Origin of the sequence: Burkholderia metallica (assembly GCF_001718555.1) — a bacterium.
Lineage (GTDB): Bacteria > Pseudomonadota > Gammaproteobacteria > Burkholderiales > Burkholderiaceae > Burkholderia > Burkholderia metallica.
On sequence record NZ_CP013403.1, the window covers coordinates 135,386 to 152,318 of the forward strand.

Annotated in this window: 18 protein-coding genes; 10 read left to right on the plus strand and 8 right to left on the minus strand. The window is 68.1% G+C overall.

All coding sequences use genetic code 11. The features are described 5' to 3' along the window. Positions 1 to 42 precede the first annotated feature (42 nt). Complete coding sequence (locus WJ16_RS20485) at positions 43 to 948, plus strand: LysR family transcriptional regulator (protein WP_069258943.1); 906 nt, start codon at positions 43 to 45, stop codon at positions 946 to 948. Between the two features lie 28 nt (positions 949 to 976). On the opposite strand, the gene WJ16_RS20490 is transcribed toward WJ16_RS20485, so the two are convergent. The 5 genes from WJ16_RS20490 to WJ16_RS20510 all read right to left on the minus strand — a co-directional run bounded on the left by WJ16_RS20490 (position 977) and on the right by WJ16_RS20510 (position 7,320). After that, positions 977 to 1,996 carry an AraC family transcriptional regulator gene (locus tag WJ16_RS20490; protein ID WP_069258944.1) on the minus strand — a complete coding sequence of 340 codons (1,020 nt, stop codon included), beginning with the start codon at positions 1,994 to 1,996 and terminating at the stop codon, positions 977 to 979. A 100-nt stretch (positions 1,997 to 2,096) separates the two neighbouring features. Next, positions 2,097 to 3,293, minus strand: a complete 1,197-nt coding sequence (locus tag WJ16_RS20495) for a porin (protein ID WP_069258945.1) — start codon at positions 3,291 to 3,293, stop codon at positions 2,097 to 2,099. Positions 3,294 to 3,431: 138 nt separating this feature from the next. Continuing rightward, positions 3,432 to 4,616 (minus strand): MFS transporter, encoded by a 1,185-nt coding sequence (locus tag WJ16_RS20500; RefSeq protein WP_069258946.1) that lies wholly within the window; start codon positions 4,614 to 4,616, stop codon positions 3,432 to 3,434. Next, positions 4,613 to 6,019, minus strand: a complete 1,407-nt coding sequence (locus WJ16_RS20505; RefSeq protein WP_069258947.1) for a D-arabinono-1,4-lactone oxidase — start codon at positions 6,017 to 6,019, stop codon at positions 4,613 to 4,615. Before WJ16_RS20505 ends, WJ16_RS20500 begins: the two co-directional genes overlap by 4 nt. Positions 6,020 to 6,093: 74 nt before the next feature. Then, a complete protein-coding gene (locus tag WJ16_RS20510; RefSeq protein ID WP_069258948.1) occupies positions 6,094 to 7,320 on the minus strand; it encodes an amino acid deaminase/aldolase in 1,227 nt (408 codons plus the stop codon). 358 nt (positions 7,321 to 7,678) lie between these two features. Here WJ16_RS20510 and plcR point away from each other — a divergent pair, with 358 nt between their 5' ends. Continuing rightward, on the plus strand, positions 7,679 to 8,392 hold the full coding sequence (plcR, locus tag WJ16_RS20515; protein WP_069258949.1) for a phospholipase C accessory protein PlcR: 714 nt from the start codon (positions 7,679 to 7,681) through the stop codon (positions 8,390 to 8,392). A 64-nt stretch (positions 8,393 to 8,456) separates the two neighbouring features. Next, positions 8,457 to 9,833: a pectin acetylesterase-family hydrolase gene (locus WJ16_RS20520; protein ID WP_069258950.1), complete on the plus strand. Its 1,377-nt coding sequence runs from the start codon at positions 8,457 to 8,459 to the stop codon at positions 9,831 to 9,833. Between the two features lie 82 nt (positions 9,834 to 9,915). Here WJ16_RS20520 and WJ16_RS20525 read toward each other — a convergent pair whose 3' ends face one another. From WJ16_RS20525 to WJ16_RS20535, 3 genes are all read right to left on the minus strand, one after another. Next, the gene (locus tag WJ16_RS20525; RefSeq protein WP_069258951.1) at positions 9,916 to 11,043 is read right to left on the minus strand and encodes a J domain-containing protein; all 1,128 of its coding nucleotides are present in this window, start codon (positions 11,041 to 11,043) and stop codon (positions 9,916 to 9,918) included. Between the two features lie 108 nt (positions 11,044 to 11,151). Continuing rightward, the gene (locus tag WJ16_RS20530) at positions 11,152 to 11,484 is read right to left on the minus strand and encodes a DUF4148 domain-containing protein (protein ID WP_069258952.1); all 333 of its coding nucleotides are present in this window, start codon (positions 11,482 to 11,484) and stop codon (positions 11,152 to 11,154) included. 153 nt (positions 11,485 to 11,637) lie between these two features. Continuing rightward, entirely contained in the window at positions 11,638 to 14,016 is a 2,379-nt protein-coding gene (locus tag WJ16_RS20535; protein ID WP_069258953.1) for a DNA polymerase II, read from the minus strand. Between the two features lie 352 nt (positions 14,017 to 14,368). Here WJ16_RS20535 and WJ16_RS20540 point away from each other — a divergent pair, with 352 nt between their 5' ends. From WJ16_RS20540 to WJ16_RS20565, 7 genes are all read left to right on the plus strand, one after another. Then, complete coding sequence (locus WJ16_RS20540) at positions 14,369 to 14,653, plus strand: hypothetical protein (RefSeq protein WP_069258954.1); 285 nt, start codon at positions 14,369 to 14,371, stop codon at positions 14,651 to 14,653. A gap of 273 nt (positions 14,654 to 14,926) precedes the next feature. After that, positions 14,927 to 15,130, plus strand: coding sequence for a cold-shock protein (locus WJ16_RS20545; protein ID WP_069258955.1), 204 nt, complete (start codon positions 14,927 to 14,929; stop codon positions 15,128 to 15,130). A gap of 233 nt (positions 15,131 to 15,363) precedes the next feature. After that, positions 15,364 to 15,519: a hypothetical protein gene (locus WJ16_RS35340; RefSeq protein ID WP_167375390.1), complete on the plus strand. Its 156-nt coding sequence runs from the start codon at positions 15,364 to 15,366 to the stop codon at positions 15,517 to 15,519. 411 nt (positions 15,520 to 15,930) lie between these two features. Then, positions 15,931 to 16,209, plus strand: coding sequence for a hypothetical protein (locus tag WJ16_RS20550; protein ID WP_069258956.1), 279 nt, complete (start codon positions 15,931 to 15,933; stop codon positions 16,207 to 16,209). Between the two features lie 47 nt (positions 16,210 to 16,256). Continuing rightward, complete coding sequence (locus WJ16_RS20555) at positions 16,257 to 16,466, plus strand: hypothetical protein (protein WP_069258957.1); 210 nt, start codon at positions 16,257 to 16,259, stop codon at positions 16,464 to 16,466. A 34-nt stretch (positions 16,467 to 16,500) separates the two neighbouring features. Beyond that, a complete protein-coding gene (rpsU, locus tag WJ16_RS20560; RefSeq protein ID WP_069258958.1) occupies positions 16,501 to 16,713 on the plus strand; it encodes a 30S ribosomal protein S21 in 213 nt (70 codons plus the stop codon). A 9-nt stretch (positions 16,714 to 16,722) separates the two neighbouring features. Then, complete coding sequence (locus tag WJ16_RS20565) at positions 16,723 to 16,929, plus strand: hypothetical protein (protein ID WP_069258959.1); 207 nt, start codon at positions 16,723 to 16,725, stop codon at positions 16,927 to 16,929. The last annotated feature ends 4 nt before the right edge of the window (positions 16,930 to 16,933 follow it).

The following is a 16,933-nucleotide window of genomic DNA, read 5'->3' on the forward strand; positions in this document are numbered from 1 at the left end:
CGAGAGGCGCACGCCGTAAGATGCCGGCAAGGAGATCCGGCGATGCGCCTTTCGAAGATTGACCTGAACCTGTTCGTCGTATTCGATGCGATCTACACCAAGCGCAACCTGACGCGGGCGGCCGAGGTGCTGAACCTCACGCAACCGGCCGTCAGCAACGCGCTGGCGCGGCTGCGCAAGACCTTGAACGATCCGCTGTTCGTCAGCACGCCGGCCGGGATGATGCCCACGCCGCTGGCCGAGAACATCGTCGGCCGCGTGCGCGAGGCGATGCAACTGCTCGATTCGAGCGCGCACGAAGGCGACGTGTTCGATCCGGCGTCGTCGACGCGCGTGTTCCGGATGAGCATGAGCGACCTGACCGAAGCGCTGCTGCTGCCCGCGCTCGGCGAACTGCTGCAGACGCATGCGCCCGGCATGCACGTGCGCAGCTACACGATGGACCGCCGCGAAGTGGCGACCGCGCTCGCGAACGGCTCCGTCGACCTCGCGATCGACGCGCCGCTGATCGGCGATCCGCATCTGCATCAGGCGCTGCTCGTGCGCGACCGCTATGCATGCATGATCCGCGACGATCATCCGTTCAGCGGCGACACGCTCACCATGGACGACTATCTTGCGATGGGGCACATCCACGTATCGAGCCGCCGCAAGGGAAGCGGGCACGTCGACGCGGAACTGACGCGGCTCGGGCTGCGCCGCACCATCCAGATGCGCGTACAGCACTACATGGTCGCGCCGCTGATCGCGATGCGCAGCGATCTCGCGCTGACGGCGCCGCTGCGGCTGCTGCAGCGCTATCCGGCGCGGATTCTCGAACTGCCGTTCGAGATGCCGGGCCTCGAATACTTCTGCTACTGGCATCGCAGCGCCGATCAGGACCAGGGCAGCCGGTGGTTGCGCGAGCAGCTGATGACGCTGATGGGCGGGATCGGCGACGCGGCGTGACGCGCACGCGGCGGCCTGCGATTATTGCTTACGCGGGGCGCTGCCCTTCGCGCGGCCCGTGCCCGGTCCACCGCTTGAACGCGCGCCGGAAGTTGTGCGCGTCGCTGAAGCCGACTTCGTGCGCGACGTCCTCGATCGACAGTCGCGGGTTGCTCAGCAGCGTGAAGGCACGCTTGCGGCGGATCGTGTCGATCACCGTCTGATACGACACGCCCTGATCGGCGAGCCGCCGCCGCAACGTGCGCTCGCTCATGCACAGCTGCGCGGCGATCGCCGCGAGCGACGGCGCATGCCGCAGGTCGCGCCGCATGATCCGTTCGATCGATTCGAGAAATTCGGTGCCTTCGGGCTCGGGCGGCAGCGCATCCTGCAGGAATTCGAGCGCCTGGCGATGCGCGAGCGGATCGTGGGTCGTGATTGGGCGGTTGCCGAGCGCGGCGTCGCAGGAAAACAGGTTCTGCTCCTGTTCGAAGCGCACCGGGCACGGGAACACGCGCGTGTAGTGGTCCGCATAGGCGGGCGGCGGGTAGCTGAGATCGACGACCTTCGGCTGGAACGCGGGGCCGACGAGCGAGCGCCCGATCTTCATGAAGCTGCCGAACGCCTCTTCGACGAGGAACGCTTCGATGTCGGGTTCGAGGAACACGTTGGTCGCGCGGATCGACAGCGTACGCGCATCCGACACCACTTCGAAGCGCATCAGCGGCCCCGTATGGCGCTGCAGTTCGATGCCGACCACGATCGCATCCTTCAGCGTCGGGCTCGTCAGCATCGCATAGCCGACCAGGCCGATCGACGCGATCGTCTCGCTCGTGCCGAGTTCGAGGCCGAGCGCCCGCCCGGGCGCCATATCGAGCGCGCGGCGGATCATCGTGCTCGCCTGGCGCAGGGAAATCCGGCACGACGGGTTCGACAGGTCGGCAACGTCGAAGCCGAGCCCGAGGCACAGCCGCGTGGGGTCGATGCCCAGCTCCTTGCTTGTCTCCGCGAGGCACCGCAACAGATGGACCGGCAGATTCGCCGTCGTGTAACGGTCGGGTTCGTCCATGGATGCTCCGTATTTTTTTCCATGGATTGTACTCGTCCCGCCGGGCCGGAAACCCGGTGCTTCTCCTGCCGCGATCGCCCACATCCCGTGCGGCCCGGCGTCAGAAATAGTGCCGCAGGCCGACCGTCGCGCCGAGCTGCGTGGTGCTCGTGCTCGGCGACTGCCCGTTGATGCCGACCAGCTGCGCGCCGATCAGCCCGCCGCGGTAGATCGCATAGTCGACTTCCGCATAGAGCATGCTGCGCTTCGACAGGCTGTAGCCGGCGATCACCTGGAACTGGCGCGCGCGGCCGTCGAAGTCCGGCGTGTAGCCGGACTGCGTGGTCCACCACGCGTTGACGGCGGCCGTGAACGCCGACGTGACCCGGTAGGTCAGCCCCGCGAGCGCCATCTTGCGGCGGCGGAACCCGCCGGGCACCGACGGATCGACCACCTGCGCGGGCGAGATGATGCCGAGCGCCGCGAGATCGGTCGGGCTGAACGGGCCGTTCTCGAACGACGTGAAGTCGTTGTCGCGCGCGTTCTCGATGTAGCCGGCGTTCACCGTCGCGTTGCCGAGCGTTACCGACCCGCCGCCGCCGTAGATGTCGAACTTCGCGTGCGTGGCGTCGTCCCAGCTGCGCATGAACGACGCGCCGAGCGTGAACGGCCCCTTGTCCGGCGCGTAAGCGGCCGCCGCACCGGCCTGGCCTCCGCGCACGCCGCCGCCCGCGTGGCCGCCCGGCGCGTACTGCGCGAGCAGGTACAGGCCGCCGAGCTGCGCGCCGTACTGGATCATGTTGCTGGTGCGCGACCCCGCGAGCATCGTCTGCTCGGGCTTGAACAGGTTGAAGTACGGGTCCTGCGGGCCGGCCCACAGGTTCGAGCCGTAGGTCAGCGACACCATCTCGAACGGCACGTTGTACTGGCGGCCGAGCGCGAGCTGGCCGAGCGACGTCGACGTGAGCCCCACGTATGCGACCTGGAAGAAGTTCGGCGAGCCGGCCGGCACGATCGCGCCGCTGTTCGGGCCGAAGTGGCTTTCCACGTTGAACTGCGCGGACAGCCCGCCGCCCAGATCCTCCTGCCCCTTGAGGCCCCAGTAGCTTTCGGTCAGGCCGCCGCCGTCGGCCATCGAGATCTTGCGGCCCGTCGACGCCGGCGCACCGTCGGCGCCGTAGGACACGCCGTGCGTTTCGTAGCGGATGCCCGCGTCGATCACGCCGTACAGCGTCACGTTGCTTTGCGCGTGCGCGCCGGCACTGGCCAGGACCATCATCGCGCAGCACGCTGCGCGAATGCTATCGGGACGATTCATTCTTCTGGACTCCGCATCGAGCTGGGGGTGGACGGCGTGGCACCGTCGTGAACGACTGTAGAAAGCCAAATTTGCGCGGGCCACGGCCGTGGCGGCCATTCTCGTGGTGCGTCGCGGCCACGGCATGACGCACTGCGATCAGGACGACGCACGGGCCACGGCACCGGGCGCCGCGCGGCGCAGTGCAAGCCGCACGAACGGGGCGGCGGCCACCACCGCCACGCACAGCAGATGGGCGACGCGCGTGCCGCCGAAGCGGCCGAGCATCGCGCCGGACAGCGCGGTGCCGATGCCGGCCGCGAAGAACGTGACGACGAGCGTGCGCGCGACGAGCGAGCCGTCCGGGTCGACGTCGGACAACATCCCGGTGAGGAACGGCACGATCACGAAGAACGCGCTGTTCAGCACGAACTGGCTCAGGAAGTACGCGCTGCCGCCGCGCGCGCCGAAGAACCATTCGATCGACCCGATCATCGCGAGCTGCGCGGCCCAGATCAGCGCGAGGCGGTGCTTGTGGCTGGCCGGATGCGACGGAATCGCCGCGCCGACGAAGCCGAGCAGCGACGACACCGACAGCAGCATGCCGATCGTCGTCGGCGACAGCCCGGCACGCTCACCGACGAAGCCGGCGATCGCCCATTGCGATGCCTGCACGCCGTAGACGAGCGCCGTCACGACCCAGATCGCGATCACCGGCCGCCACGGCAGCGTGCCGGCGCGCACGCGGGTTTGCGCGGCGGGGCTCGCGAACGCGTCGATGCCGCGGATCGCGGGCGCGAGCACTGCGACGACGGCCGCCAGCAGTGCGAACACCCAGCGGCCGAGCCACGCGGCCGGCAACGCGGAGATCAGCACGAGGATGGCGCCGTTGATGCCGCCCGCGAGCAGGTTGATTTGCCCCCACAGGCGGTCGGTCGATGCGCGTTGCGATACGCCCGACGCGACGACGACGAACAGCATCCCTTCGAACAGGCCCGTCATTCCGCGCGCGGCGGCCGCCGATACGACGCCGGGCGCGGCCGCGCCGAGCGCCTGGCCCGCGATCGTGCCGACGATGCCGGCGAGCGTGAACGGCCGCGCGGCGCGCGCGATCCGGTGCGACAGCAGCGCGCAACTGATCGCGATGCCGAGAATCTCGGCACTGACGAGCGCGGTCGCGGTGCCCTCGTCGAGCCCGAAGCGCGTCATCACGGCCGCGACGAGGAACGGCGACAGGATCAGCCCGTTGGTGGCCGCCGCGAACGCGAGCGCGAGGCGGACGACGGCGCCCGTCGACGGATCGGGGCGCGACTGGGCGGCGGTGTGCAGCGTGGCGGTGGTCATGAAGCCTCCGGGTTCGATCGTGACCGATCCTGCGCGACGCCGGCCGTTTCGTGCATCGGGTGCGCCCCTCGGGCGAGCGCGGCGGCGCGCACGGCGGTGTTCGCGCCTGCGCGTGGCGGCAGCCCGAACAGCATGCGCAGGTAAGGCGTCAGGAAGCGGCCGTGCGGGTCCATCCGTTCGCGCAGCGCGAGGAAATCGTCCCAATGCGGGTAGCACGCCGCGAGTTCGGCGGCTTTCATCGCATGCACCTTGCCCCAGTGCGGCCGCCCGCCGTGATTGCGGCAGATCGCCTGCACACCGGAGAAGTACGCGTCGAACGGCATCCCGCGATACTGGTGCACCGAGATGCGCACACTGTCGCGGCCGTAGTCGGGGCTCAGCCAGATGTCGTCGCCGCGTACCCAGCGGTATTCGATCGGGAACATCAGCGGGAAGCTGCGGCGCGCGATGAACGCGCGGATTTCGCGCAGCGCGTCGGCGCCGCGTTCGGCCGGCACCGACCATTCCATTTCGTTGAAGCGCACGCGGCGCACCGTCGACAGCATCGCGTAGCTCGCATCGACGTGCCGGCCGGCCGACACGGTCGACGCGCACAGCCGGCTCAGCGCCGGACACAGCGACGGCACGCGTCGCCCGAGCCCGCACAGCGCGCCGAATACCGTGTTCTCGAGGAACGACTCGGACGCGCGGCTCGCCCAGTGCACCGCGCTGGCCGGCTCGTCGGTCAGGTCCCACGCCTTGGTCAGCACGGTGTCGGTATGCGGGAACCAGTAGAACTCGAACGAGCGGTGCGTCGCGATCAGCGCGTCCGCTTGCGCGAGGCAGTCGTCGAGCCGCATGCCGCCGCGTTCGAGGCGCAGCTTGAACGCGGGCACGAGGCGCAGGCCGATCTCGGTCAGCACGCCGAGCGCGCCGAGCCCGATCCGGCCGCCGGCGAACAGGTCGGGATGCGAATCGGCGCTCGCGCGGATCTCGCTGCCATCGGCGCACATGAAGGTCAGGCTGTCGATCTGCGTCGACAGGTTGCCGAGCGTGATGCCGGTGCCGTGCGTGCCGGTGCTGGTCGCGCCGGCGATCGACTGCACGTTGATGTCGCCGAGGTTCTCCATCGCGAGGCCGTGCGCGGCGAGCGCGGGGCCCAGTGCCCACAGCCGCGTGCCGGCATGCACGCGCGCGACGCGCCGGTCGCGGTCGACGTCGATCACGCCCTGCATCGCATCGAGCGACAGGATCACGTCGTCGGTCTGCACGAGCGGCGAGAACGAATGACCGGCGCCGGCCGCGCGCACGGTGGCGCCGGCCGCCGCCGCGTCGCGCAGCACCGCCGCGAGCGCGGCGCGCGACGCCGGCGTCGACACGGTTGCATCAGGACTGCAGACATATCCCGACCAGTTGCGCCACATGGCTTTGTCTCCGTGGTTGTCGGTTGAACAGGTTGAAACGGGGGCGCTGCATGAACGACGGACAGCGACGCTCGCTAGAAAAAGCTCTTGCCTTCGCCGCGATAGGTGGGCGTTTCGCCGACCACCCGCCCGCCGCGGATCAGCAGCAGCGTGTTGAAGCGTTCGCACAGTTCGCCGGCTTTCGCGTGGCGGAACAGGATCGGCTCGCCGATCGCCGGGGCGACGCCGTGCGGCACGCGCACCGGCGTCTGCACTTCGCCCGCGCCTTCGTTGTCGATCAGCGCGCAGCCGGCCGGCAACCACGGCCGCGGCAGGCGGCTCTTGCCGGCCGGGCCCGATGCGACATAGCCGCCGCCCGAGCAGGTCACGATGCCCGGCCGCGGAATCCGTACGACCGGCAGCGCGAAGCCGGCCGCCGGCTGCGCATGAAACGCCGCGTAGTGATCGAACAGCGCCGGCGCGTAGAGGCCCGAACCGGCCGCAAGCTCGGTGACCGACGCGTCGCCGAGCGTGCTTTCGAAGCTGCCGGTACCGCCGCCGTTCACGAAGCGCAACGCGTGGCCCGCCGCCGCGAGCGCCTGCACGGCCGCATGGCGGCGCGCGTTGACCTCGCGCGCCGAGCGGCGCTTCAGGTAGCGCACCAGCGCATTGCGCACGCCGCTGCCCGGCTGCGTGTCGGCCACGCCGGCGATCTGTCCTTCGTAGCCCATCAGCCCGTCGAGCCGCACGTGCGGCCGCTCGGCGATGCGGTTCGCGAGCGCGAGTGCGCCGGCCGCGTCGCGCACCGGCGAGCGGTACATGCCGAAGTACAGGCCCGGATACGCGGACGACATGTCGAGATCGATCGCGAGCGGGATCGTCACGCGTTCGTCGTGCGCGATGCGGTCGATCGCGTCGACCTGCGCCGCGTCGTCGACCATCAGCGTGATCGAGCGGCCGCGCCGAAGCTGCGCGGCTACCGCGCGCAGGTCGTCGGGCTCGACGCTCGGATAGGCGACGACGATGTCGTCGAACCCGCCGTCCGCGAGCCACGCGGCTTCCGCGGCCGAATAGCACAGCAGCCCCTGCATGAACGGGCCGGCGGCGAGCACAGCGCCGATCAGTTCGCGCGAGCGTACCGATTTCGTCGCGAGCCGGATCGGCAGGCCGCGCGCGCGGCGTTTCAGGTCGGCGAGGTTCGCGTCGAGGCAGTCGAGGTCGACGAACGCGGCGGGCAGGCGGCGGCCCGCGAGCGCGTCGCGATAGGCCGGATAGTCGTGGGCGGCGGCGGGTGCGCGATGCGGAAGGTCTGCACGGCTCATGGAACGGGCTCGGCTGGGTGAGGGGTGCGTCGCGCCGACCGTTCGGCGCGTGTCGGAAATCAGCATAGGGCCGGTCAAAATGACGACCAAGCGCTTAGCGGGTCGTTCGACGGGTCCGATCCGGCCATCCGTATCGGCCGTGCGGATGCGCGACCGCCGCCGCACGGGCGTGCACGCGACGTTGCGCGCCGGCGGCTGCCGCAACGAAACGCGTTTCAAACGTTTCGCCGCGCGTGGCCGATGCGCGCAGGTTTAGTGCCTGCGTTCTAGCGCCGCTTTTGACTGCATGCCGGATTCGACCTAGAACCTACTCGCGGATGCACCGGCGAAGAACGGCATGACGTGACGAGGAGGCGACGTGAAGAAGAACAGGGCACTCTGGCGGCGCACGGGCGCGATCGCGGCGATCGGCGTGGCCGCGGTTGCAGTCTGGCGATACGAGGCGGCGACACCGGCGCAGGCCGCGTCGTCCGGCACGCCGGCCGCGACGGCGAGCGCGCAGTCCGGCGCGGCCGATGCGTTCGGCACCGGCGCCGCGACGCCCGGCCCCGAGGAGCGGCGGCTCGACGTCGACGCGCTGCGCCGCAGCCTCGCGGGTCGCCCCGACGCGGATGCCGAGGTAAAGCGCATCGTCGCGTTCGCGCGCTTTCGCGACGAGGTCGCCGCGTACGGCGATCGCCGCAACGTTGTGCCGCAAGCGGAGCGCGCCACGCTCGCGCGCCGGATTCTCGACGAACTGCCCGACCATGTCGCGCGCAACGAGATCGTGCCGGTGCAGGCCGAAGCGCTGAGCGCCGCGCTGCTGACCGATACCGAAGCCGACCCCGCGGCGCGCAGCGCGGCGCTCCGGTCGATGCGCGCGCAATGGGACGCCTATGCGCAGCAGACGGTCGGCCCGTCGCCGGCGCAGGACCCGCGCTATCTGTCGTACGAACAGCAGAGCCGCGACGTCGTCCGGCAGGTTCAGGCGAGCATTCCCGATCCCGACCGTCAACAAGCCGTCATCGCGCAGCGCCTGCAGGCGCTGCGCGTCCGGCTGTTCGACGGCGCTTCGCCGTCCGGCGCGCACTGAGCGCCGAATCCGCGACGCCGGGGCGGCTCGGCGGCCGCGTCATGTCCATCGACAAGGAGGGGAGATGTCCACAGCACGATGCCTGCTGCGCGCGGCCTTTGCCACGCTGCTCGGTTGCGCGGCACTGAACGGCCACGCGGCCGATACGACGATGCCGGACCCGTCGATTCCGTATTATTCGTGGTACGAAGTGACGTTGCCGGAGAGCACCGGCGCGTCGTGCGGCAACGGCACGCCGATGCGCTTCTACGTCAACCGTGCGCAGTCGGACAACCTGCTGTACATGATGGAACCGGGCGGCGCGTGCTGGGATTACGGCACCTGCACGCAGACGTCGACCGGCGCCGAGGCCGGCCTCGGCGGCTTCAACCCGGACGGCATTCCGCACAACTACATGAACGGCACCGCGAACGAGGCGCTGCTGTCGTCGTTCCTGTCGCCGCTGCTCACGCGAATGGATCTCGCGCACATTCTCGTCGGCGAACCGAAGGTCGAGACGCAGCAGTGGACACAGGTTTTCGTGCCCTATTGCACCGGAGATATCCACATGGGCAGCGCGGTGCGCAACTACACGTCGCCGAACGGCGACTGGCGGCTGCAGCACTACAGCGGGCTGAAGAACATCCAGGCCGTCGCGCAATGGCTGGTGTCGCACGGCTTCGGCAAGCCGAACCGGCTGCTCGTGTACGGGATGAGCGCGGGCGGCTACGGCACGCTCGCGAACTACGCGTCGCTGCGCAACACGCTGCAGCCGCAGGCGCATAGTTCGCTGCTCGACGACGCCGGCACGGTGTTCGACACGCCGTTCGGCGCGGACGCGGCCGCGCATCCGTCGGCCGGGCTGTACGACCGCGTGCGCACCGAGTGGGGGATGACGGCCCCCGACGGGATGATCACCGTGAACAGCCGGCTGACCAGCCATTTCGATCCGGGCAACATGGGAAGCGCGTATGCGGCGCTGTCGGCGACCTTTCCGCACGACCGCTTCGGTTTTTCCAGCTACCAGCGCGACAAAATCATCGCCGCGTATCACTATCGCGCGTTCGTGCCGGCGGTGATCGCGGCGCCCGACGACGCGACGAAGGATGCGCTGTCGCTCGCGATGTTCGGGCAGGAGCTGGACGGGCTGAAGCAGACGCTGAACCCGCTGCCGAACTTCGGCTACTTCATGCCGTGGGCGCGCGACGACTTCATCGCCAACCATCAGGTGACGGCGGTCAGCTTCACCGGGTCCGCGATCCACGAGAACGGCATCGACGCGGATATCGGCACGTTCGTCGACAACCTGCTGAACCAGCAGGACCCGGCCGATACGCCGGTGATGAAGGCGTTCCGCACGCAGCAGTGGTCGGATTTCACGTTCTCGACGTTTCTTGCGTGGATCGACAGCGTGTTCAACCTGACCGGCGAAGCGGGGCCGATTTCGGGGCATCGCGCGTGATGTGCAGCGGCGGTTCGCCCGAGCGGGCGACCGCACCGCAGTACGATCGTCGGCGGGCAGATGCAGGCCCGCCTGACGGAAGCTAGTCGTCGTCGCGCGGGAATGCCTGCTGGCGCTTCAGGTCCTTCAGCCAGTCCTTGACGTTCGCAGGATCGTCGAATTCGCGCAGCGTCAGATTCAGGTCGTGGATGCCGCGCTGCGTGCTCGCGATGTCGCGTGCGAGCATGCGGATGACGGTGTCGGGCGCGACCTTGACGGACGGTGCGATCCCGTAAGTTCGCCGGAATCCGGTTTCGACGTCCTGAATTTCCTGATCCAGCTCGCGCAGTTGATCTTCCAGGATGCCGTTGTAACGCGCGAGCCGATCTTCGCCGAGGCCGTTGATCGCGTGCCGGTCGATCTGTTCGATCTCCAGTTGCAGCTCCAGCAGTTGAAGGAGCTTGCCGTTCGCATAAGCATGGTTGACCCGCTGCATCAGCACGGTCTTGCGTTCCTGTTCGCGGGGATCGGTTTCGCGATCGGGGTGCAGCGCGCTCGCCAGCTTCCGGTAGACCTCGCGCAGCGACCGGCTCGCTTCGGCCTGCTCGGCTTCGCGCTTCGCCAGCGCGGCGGACTGCCGGGGCGCTTTCCTGCGCTTGGCGCGCTGCGCCTCGCGGGCCGCATGCTCGGCCATGTCGCGCTCGAACTGTTCGTCCAGTTCGGACTGCACGCGCGCGATGAGTTCGTCGGGCGACAGCGCGTCGAGATCGTCGTCGGCGGCGACGTCGGGCGTCGATTGCGGTTCGGGCGCCTCCGGTCTGGCCCGCCTGCGTCCGGCCGCCGCGTTGCTGCCGGGGTCGGCTGCGCGGTGCCGGTCGTGGATAGCCTTCAACTGCGCGTCGTCGCTGACGTCGAGCAAGTCGCGCGCCATGTTGACGATCATCGCGGAAAGCGTGTGCTGCTCGGCCTTGCTCAGTCCTTTTTGCAGGAATGCGTCGTCGAGCTGGTTGAGCAGCCGGATCCGCAGCGCGGTCGACGCCTGTTCGAGCGGCAACAGCTCGTCGACGAATTTCTTCTGGAAGGCCGGCATCACGGCTTCCCACGCGCCGAGACGCTCGCGCCGCTTCTCGATCTGCTTGACGAGCGTATTGAACGTTTTCTGGGCGTTCGACAGGCTGGCTGTCTCATGGCCGGGTGCGATGACGACCGCGGCACCGCGATGTGCGGTCATGTTGAATGTCCTCCGGCCGCGGCGGGAGGCGCAGCAGCCCGGTATTTTAGCCGGACGGGCTGCGGGAGGCACGCCGGGGCGCGCATCCCCGATGCGACCGGCGGCGCGTTACTGCTTCACCGCCGCAACGGCCGGCGCGCCCGACTCCGTAACGGGTATGCCGTTCGACCCATAGGCCGGTTCGGCATGCCTGCGTTCGGCGACGCGCTTGGCGGCCAGGCGCTCCTGCGCGGCGACGATGTCGCCCGGATAGTTCTCGTCGTCGGCGGCGATCGGGTCGTAGCCGACCGATTCGAGGTCGAACAGCTCCTGGCGCACCTGGGCGCGCGTGAGCGTCGAGTGTGACGACTCCGACGACTGCGCGTACGACGCGGCCGGTGCGGCGAGGAGAACGGTGGCGGTAGCGGCGACGCCGGCGACGGTGACGATGATGGATTTCACGATTTCCTCAGACGGTTTCGTTACGGTCCTGCACGCATTCGCTTGGCTGAACCGACGACACGAGTTTAGGAACCCGGACCGTCCGGATAAATGGAGAATCCGCGACTGCAGTGTTTCCGAACGAGCAAGAGTGGGCAGCGCGGCGGCGTTGCATCAGTCGCCAAACAACTGCCCCTGCCCAGAGATCACGCGTTCGAAATCGTCGCGCAGGAACGGCAGGATCGCGTCGGCCACGGGCTGCAACTGGCGGCTCAGGTAGAACGCATAGTCGATCGGCGAGCGCATCGTCTCGAGCGGCTCGGGGCCGGCCGTCGTCATCACGTAGCTGATCCAGCCGCCTCGCTGATACTGCAGCGGCCGGCCATGCGCGAGGTTGAACTCGTCGGCGATCCGTGCCGCGCGCACGTGCGGCGGCACGTTGCGCTCGTATTCGCGCAGCGGCCGGCGCACGCGCTTGCGGTAGACGAGCTGGTCGTCGAATTCGCCGGCGAGCGTGCGCCGCACGGTGTCGCGGATGAAATCCTGGTACGGCTCACGGCTGAACACGCGCCGGTACAACTCGCGCTGGAACTGCTGCGCGAGCGGCGTCCAGTCGGTGCGCACCGTTTCGAGCCCCTTGAACACGAGATCCTCGCCGCCGTCGGCCGCCGCCGCGAGGCCCGCGTAACGCTTCTTGCTGCCTTCTTCAGCGCCGCGCACGGTCGGCATCAGGAAGCGGCGGTAGTGCCGCTCGTACTGCAGTTCCAGCGCGCTCTCCAGCCCGAACTGGTCGCGCAGGTGCGCGTGCCACCAGCGGTTCACGTGCTCGACGAGCGCATGGCCCTTCGCGCCGGCTTCGTCGTCGTCGTGCGCGCGGCCGAGCCACACGAACGTCGAATCGGTATCGCCGTAGATCACTTCGTACCCCTGCGCTTCGATCAGTGCGCGCGTGCGGTGCATGATCTCGTGCCCGCGCATCGTGATCGACGATGCGAGGCGAGGGTCGAAGAAGCGGCAGCCCGTCGAGCCGAGCACGCCGTAGAACGAGTTCATGATGATCTTCAGCGCCTGCGACAGCGGCGCGTTGCGCTGCCGCTTCGCATCGTCGCGGCCTTCCCACACGCGGCGCACGATGTCGGGCAGGCAGTGCGCGGTGCGCGAGAAGCGCGCGCCGAGGAAGCCGGGCACCGACGCGTCGTCGCCGGGATTCGCGAGCCCTTCGATCAGCCCGACCGGATCGATCAGGAACGTGCGGATGATCGACGGATAGAGGCTCTTGTAGTCGAACACGAGCACCGAGTCGTACAGCCCGGGGCGCGAATCCATCACGAAGCCGCCGGGGCTGTTCTGCCCCGTCACGTCGCCGAGGTTCGGCGCGACATAGCCGAGCCGGTGCATGCGCGGCAGGTACAGGTGCGTGAACGCCGCGACCGACCCGCCGGTGCGATCGGCCGCGAGGCCCGTCACGCTCGCGCGTTCGAGCGCGAAGGACAGCAGGTCGGCCTTGTCGAAGATGCGCGTGACGAGTTCGCAGTCCTTCAGGTTGTAACGCGCGAGCGCCGGCTTGTCGTGATCGAAGCGGCGCTGGATCTCGTCCATCCGCTGGTACGGGTTGTCGATCGACTTGCCTTCGCCGAGCAGCGTCTGCGACACGTATTCGAGGCTGAACGACGGGAACGTCCACGTCGCGGATTTCAGCATGTCGATGCCGTCGAGGATCAGCCGGCCGGCCGCACCCGCGAAGAAGTGGTCGGGCTGCTGGCCGTGCGCGCGCCAGTCGAGCACGCTGCCGCCGCGCCCGAGCTTCAGCGGTATGCCGTACTGCTCCGAATGCGCATGCAGGATGCGCAGGTCGAACTGCACGAGGTTCCAGCCGATCACCGCGTCGGGATCGTGTTCGTCGAACCATTCGTTGAGCCGCGCGAGCAGCGCGGGCCGGCTGTCGCAGTAGTCGAGGCGGAAGTCGATGGCGTCGGCGTGCGCGTCGCCGTTCGGCGGGCCGAGCATGTAGACCTGACGCTGCCCGCAGCCTTCGAGCGCGATCGAATACAGCTCGCCGTGGACGCTGGTTTCGATGTCGAGCGACACGCAGCGCAGCGCCGGCCGATAGCCGGTCGCGGCTTTCAGTTCGGCGGCGGTCAGCGTGCCGTCGGGGCCGGGCTGTCCGCGAAACTCCACGCACGCGGTGATGAAGCGCTCCATCGCGTAGCGGTCGGGCGGCTGCACGTCGGCTTCGTAGACGTCGACGCCGGCCGCCGCGAGGCGCTTCTGCAGGCCGGTCAGATGGCGGTAGCGCTTGCAATAGAGGCCGACGACGGGGCGCCGCCGGAAGTCGCGCAGCGCGAGCGGGCGCAACTCGGCATCGCGCTCGCCGGCCAGCGCGCGCTCGGCGAGCGCCTGCTGTTCGGCCGGAATGAACGCGACGGCTTCCTGCGGGCGCAACCGCACGCGGCGCGGACCGTTTCCGGTTGCCAGCCAGAACTCGATCTCGATGCCGGATGCGGTGTCCCGCCAGTGGCGGGTGAGGATGAAACCCTGCTCGAACGCCGTCAAAACGCTTGCTCGTCGTGGATGCCCAGGCGGCGGATTTTAGCGCTTGGGCGACGGCTGTGCCGGGATCGCGCGCAATGGCACCAGGCGGCAGGAACGCGCGGTGCGATGCGCGATTCGGTGCGTGCCGCGTTGGCGGGTCGAAGCAGGGGTTCGGGTTGCCGCGAAGGTGTGCGCGGCGGCGGCAGCGCGTATAGTGGGGCTAGCCTTGTCGCCGGTTCCGTGAACGGTCGTCGCATTCAGCGGCGACATCGTCAGTGCGTCGGGTCGCGCAGCGGCGTGGATGCTCCAGTCGACCTTGAAGCAGGCCGCATTCTGGCCTGCACGAACCGGATCCGGACAAAACGGCGGCCCCATGAAAATCGATCACAGCTCCATTCCCTGCTATCTCGTCCTGCGTGCCGGCTCGCCCCCCTATGTATTGAATGCGGACCGCCTGGTGCTGCGCCGCCAGGCGAGCCCGTTGCTGCACGCGTTTGCGCGAGCGCGCGGCGGGTTCGCCCATGTCGACGACGTCGCGTGGAACGTCTTCTCCGCTGCCGAGGGCCTGTCGGTGGTCGAGCGTCGGGAAACCGGGTTCTTTGCGCTGATCAATGGAACCGAGACCGAGCATCAACTGCGTTTGCTGGCCACCCTCTGACGGGGTCGCAGGAATGTCTGCGGTCGGCGCACGCGTCTCCAGTCCGGGCATCGAACGGCGAGTGCCGGCCCGCTGCCGCGTGATCTGCCCCTCGTCGAAAGCGCTTGACACACTCTGTGATGGCACGTACTGTCGCTTGCTGAAGTCTTCAAGAAGCGCGATTGCTGCTCATCATCGACCGCAGCCTGCGGTATTCGTTGTCCTCTCCCTCCTTGATCCATTTCCCGCGTCCGCTTGGGGCGCATTTGCTCGTCCATTTTCAGGAGATCCAACATGGATACCGGTACCGTCAAGTGGTTCAACGATAGCAAGGGCTTCGGCTTCATCACGCCCGACAAGGGCGGCGACGATCTGTTCGCGCACTTCTCCGAGATTCGCGGCGACGGCTTCAAGACGCTCGCCGAAGGCCAGAAAGTCAGCTACGAAGTGAAGAACGGCCCCAAGGGCCTGCAGGCGTCGAACATTACCCCGCTGTAATCGCCTGAGCGTTTCGCCTCGTTCACGAAGCGGCACGGCACCGCCGCTTCTTGCGCCCCGCGCCGTTGTCGCGGGCGCCACGTATCCCGATGCAGGCCCGCCAGGGCCGGCCGTTTCGCATCGGGATGCCGAATCCGCGTGAAGGCCGATGCGTCAACCGCCTTCGCAGCACGTGCATGACCGGACGAGCCGCGCTCGTCCGATCGTGCACGCGGCGCACCAGGAGAGTCCGCATGACCCGAATTCAATCCCGCAGCAACAAGGCGCCGCCGCGCATCAAGCAGGCCATGCAGCTGCCCAGGCTCGGCACGGCACTGAACTGGGTGCCGCCCAAGCCGGCCTCGGCCACGCAATCGCGTCCGACCAAACGCACGCCGGCTGCGCAATAGCGATCGGACCCCTCCCGTACGACGAAAGGCGGCGACCGCCCGCTTCGCCACGAACGCGATGCGCGACGGCGGCCGGATCGCGGCCGTCTTCGTCCGGACCAGACGGCGCCCTTCGCTCGATACGTCGCAGCCCGACGTCGTGCGTGTGCCGGGATCGCCGTGCGCTGTCCTGCGCGGTCGTGCGTAATCCGGAATAAGTCGGGCGCTCGGCAGGCGATGCGCGTATGATGGGTCCATCCGATCGAACCGCGTCGTCCGGTCGTTCGCTCCTCCCGCTATCCGCTGCTGCATCGCCCCGCCTCCGCGCTGCAACGTTGTCCCTTTCATCCCCCTGGCCCGCCCCGCAACCGGGATGCCGGCCGGCTGTGTTCGCCCGTGCGATGTGTCGCGGCCGAACGTCAGGAGCCTGTCATGAGCATGCATATCTACCGTGGATTCGAGATCTATCCACTGATTTATCCCCACGTGTCGGCGCCGGATGGCTGCTCGCACAACTACGATGCGGGCTTCGATGCGGCGGTCAAGATTTGCCTGCGCGGCGATACGTCGACGTCCAGCCAGACGTTCAGGTTGCGCGACAACGGGCCGTTCGGTAGCGCCGGCGATGCGCGTCGTGCTTCGGTGCGCTACGCGGAAAACTTCATCGACGACAATCGCGACAAACAAGGGTTCCTTTCCGGTACGCCTTGACGTGAACCGTCGACGCACCACGGTGTGTCTTCAATTTGGAGGTCTAAATGATCATCGACGAACTGCTCGGTTTGATCAGGCGGAATGAGGTCATTCGGACCGACGCCGTCCTGCCCGCCGGAATAGGCGATTCAGCGCGGTGCCATCAGCAGGAGCTACAGATGTTCGTGGCGGTACGCGCATTGACGATCGGGGCCGGATATTCGGAGTTCGAGTCCGACGAGATAGCGAGCGCCGTCATGACACGACTCGGCTAGGCCTCCGTTCAACCATTCGAAAAACAGGATAACCATGACGACCGTTACGCTGAAGATCAATGAGCCGATCGATGTCGCGCTGCGACGATTCCGTCGCACCATCGAGAAAACCGGGCTGATTCGGGAGTTGCGCAGTCGCACCGGCTATGAAAAGCCCACGACGGAACGCAAGCGGAAAAAGGCGAGCGCCGTCGCCAGGCAGCGTCTGCGGGCGAAGCGCATGTTGCCGCCGCGCAAGATGTACTAGGAGCGCATCGTGTACAACCTGCCGGCCGAGGTACCCCCGTTTTTCCCGCTGACGAAATGCGAAGTCGATCTCGATCGGACGAAGGACATGGTGACGCTGCTGCCGAGCTTCTACGCGTTCGGATGCGAGTACACCAGCCGGGGTTTTCTGATCGGACGCGACGATGCGTTCAAGTTGATTGCCGCGATCGAGAAAGCGCTCAGCATCCAGGGATGAGCTG

Excerpts from the sequence above, each read along its gene's own strand:
- WJ16_RS20545 (WP_069258955.1), top strand. The coding sequence starts at position 14,927 with ATGGATACCGGTACCGTCAAGTGGTTCAACGATAGCAAGGGCTTCGGC.
- WJ16_RS20520 (WP_069258950.1), top strand. The coding sequence starts at position 8,457 with ATGTCCACAGCACGATGCCTGCTGCGCGCGGCCTTTGCCACGCTGCTC.
- WJ16_RS20510 (WP_069258948.1), bottom strand. The coding sequence starts at position 7,320 with ATGAGCCGTGCAGACCTTCCGCATCGCGCACCCGCCGCCGCCCACGAC.
- WJ16_RS20525 (WP_069258951.1), bottom strand. The coding sequence starts at position 11,043 with ATGACCGCACATCGCGGTGCCGCGGTCGTCATCGCACCCGGCCATGAG.
- WJ16_RS35340 (WP_167375390.1), top strand. The coding sequence starts at position 15,364 with ATGACCCGAATTCAATCCCGCAGCAACAAGGCGCCGCCGCGCATCAAG.
- WJ16_RS20490 (WP_069258944.1), bottom strand. The coding sequence starts at position 1,996 with ATGGACGAACCCGACCGTTACACGACGGCGAATCTGCCGGTCCATCTG.
- WJ16_RS20540 (WP_069258954.1), top strand. The coding sequence starts at position 14,369 with ATGAAAATCGATCACAGCTCCATTCCCTGCTATCTCGTCCTGCGTGCC.
- rpsU (WP_069258958.1), top strand. The coding sequence starts at position 16,501 with ATGACGACCGTTACGCTGAAGATCAATGAGCCGATCGATGTCGCGCTG.
- WJ16_RS20485 (WP_069258943.1), top strand. The coding sequence starts at position 43 with ATGCGCCTTTCGAAGATTGACCTGAACCTGTTCGTCGTATTCGATGCG.
- WJ16_RS20550 (WP_069258956.1), top strand. The coding sequence starts at position 15,931 with ATGAGCATGCATATCTACCGTGGATTCGAGATCTATCCACTGATTTAT.
- WJ16_RS20555 (WP_069258957.1), top strand. The coding sequence starts at position 16,257 with ATGATCATCGACGAACTGCTCGGTTTGATCAGGCGGAATGAGGTCATT.
- WJ16_RS20495 (WP_069258945.1), bottom strand. The coding sequence starts at position 3,293 with ATGAATCGTCCCGATAGCATTCGCGCAGCGTGCTGCGCGATGATGGTC.
- WJ16_RS20505 (WP_069258947.1), bottom strand. The coding sequence starts at position 6,019 with ATGTGGCGCAACTGGTCGGGATATGTCTGCAGTCCTGATGCAACCGTG.
- WJ16_RS20500 (WP_069258946.1), bottom strand. The coding sequence starts at position 4,616 with ATGACCACCGCCACGCTGCACACCGCCGCCCAGTCGCGCCCCGATCCG.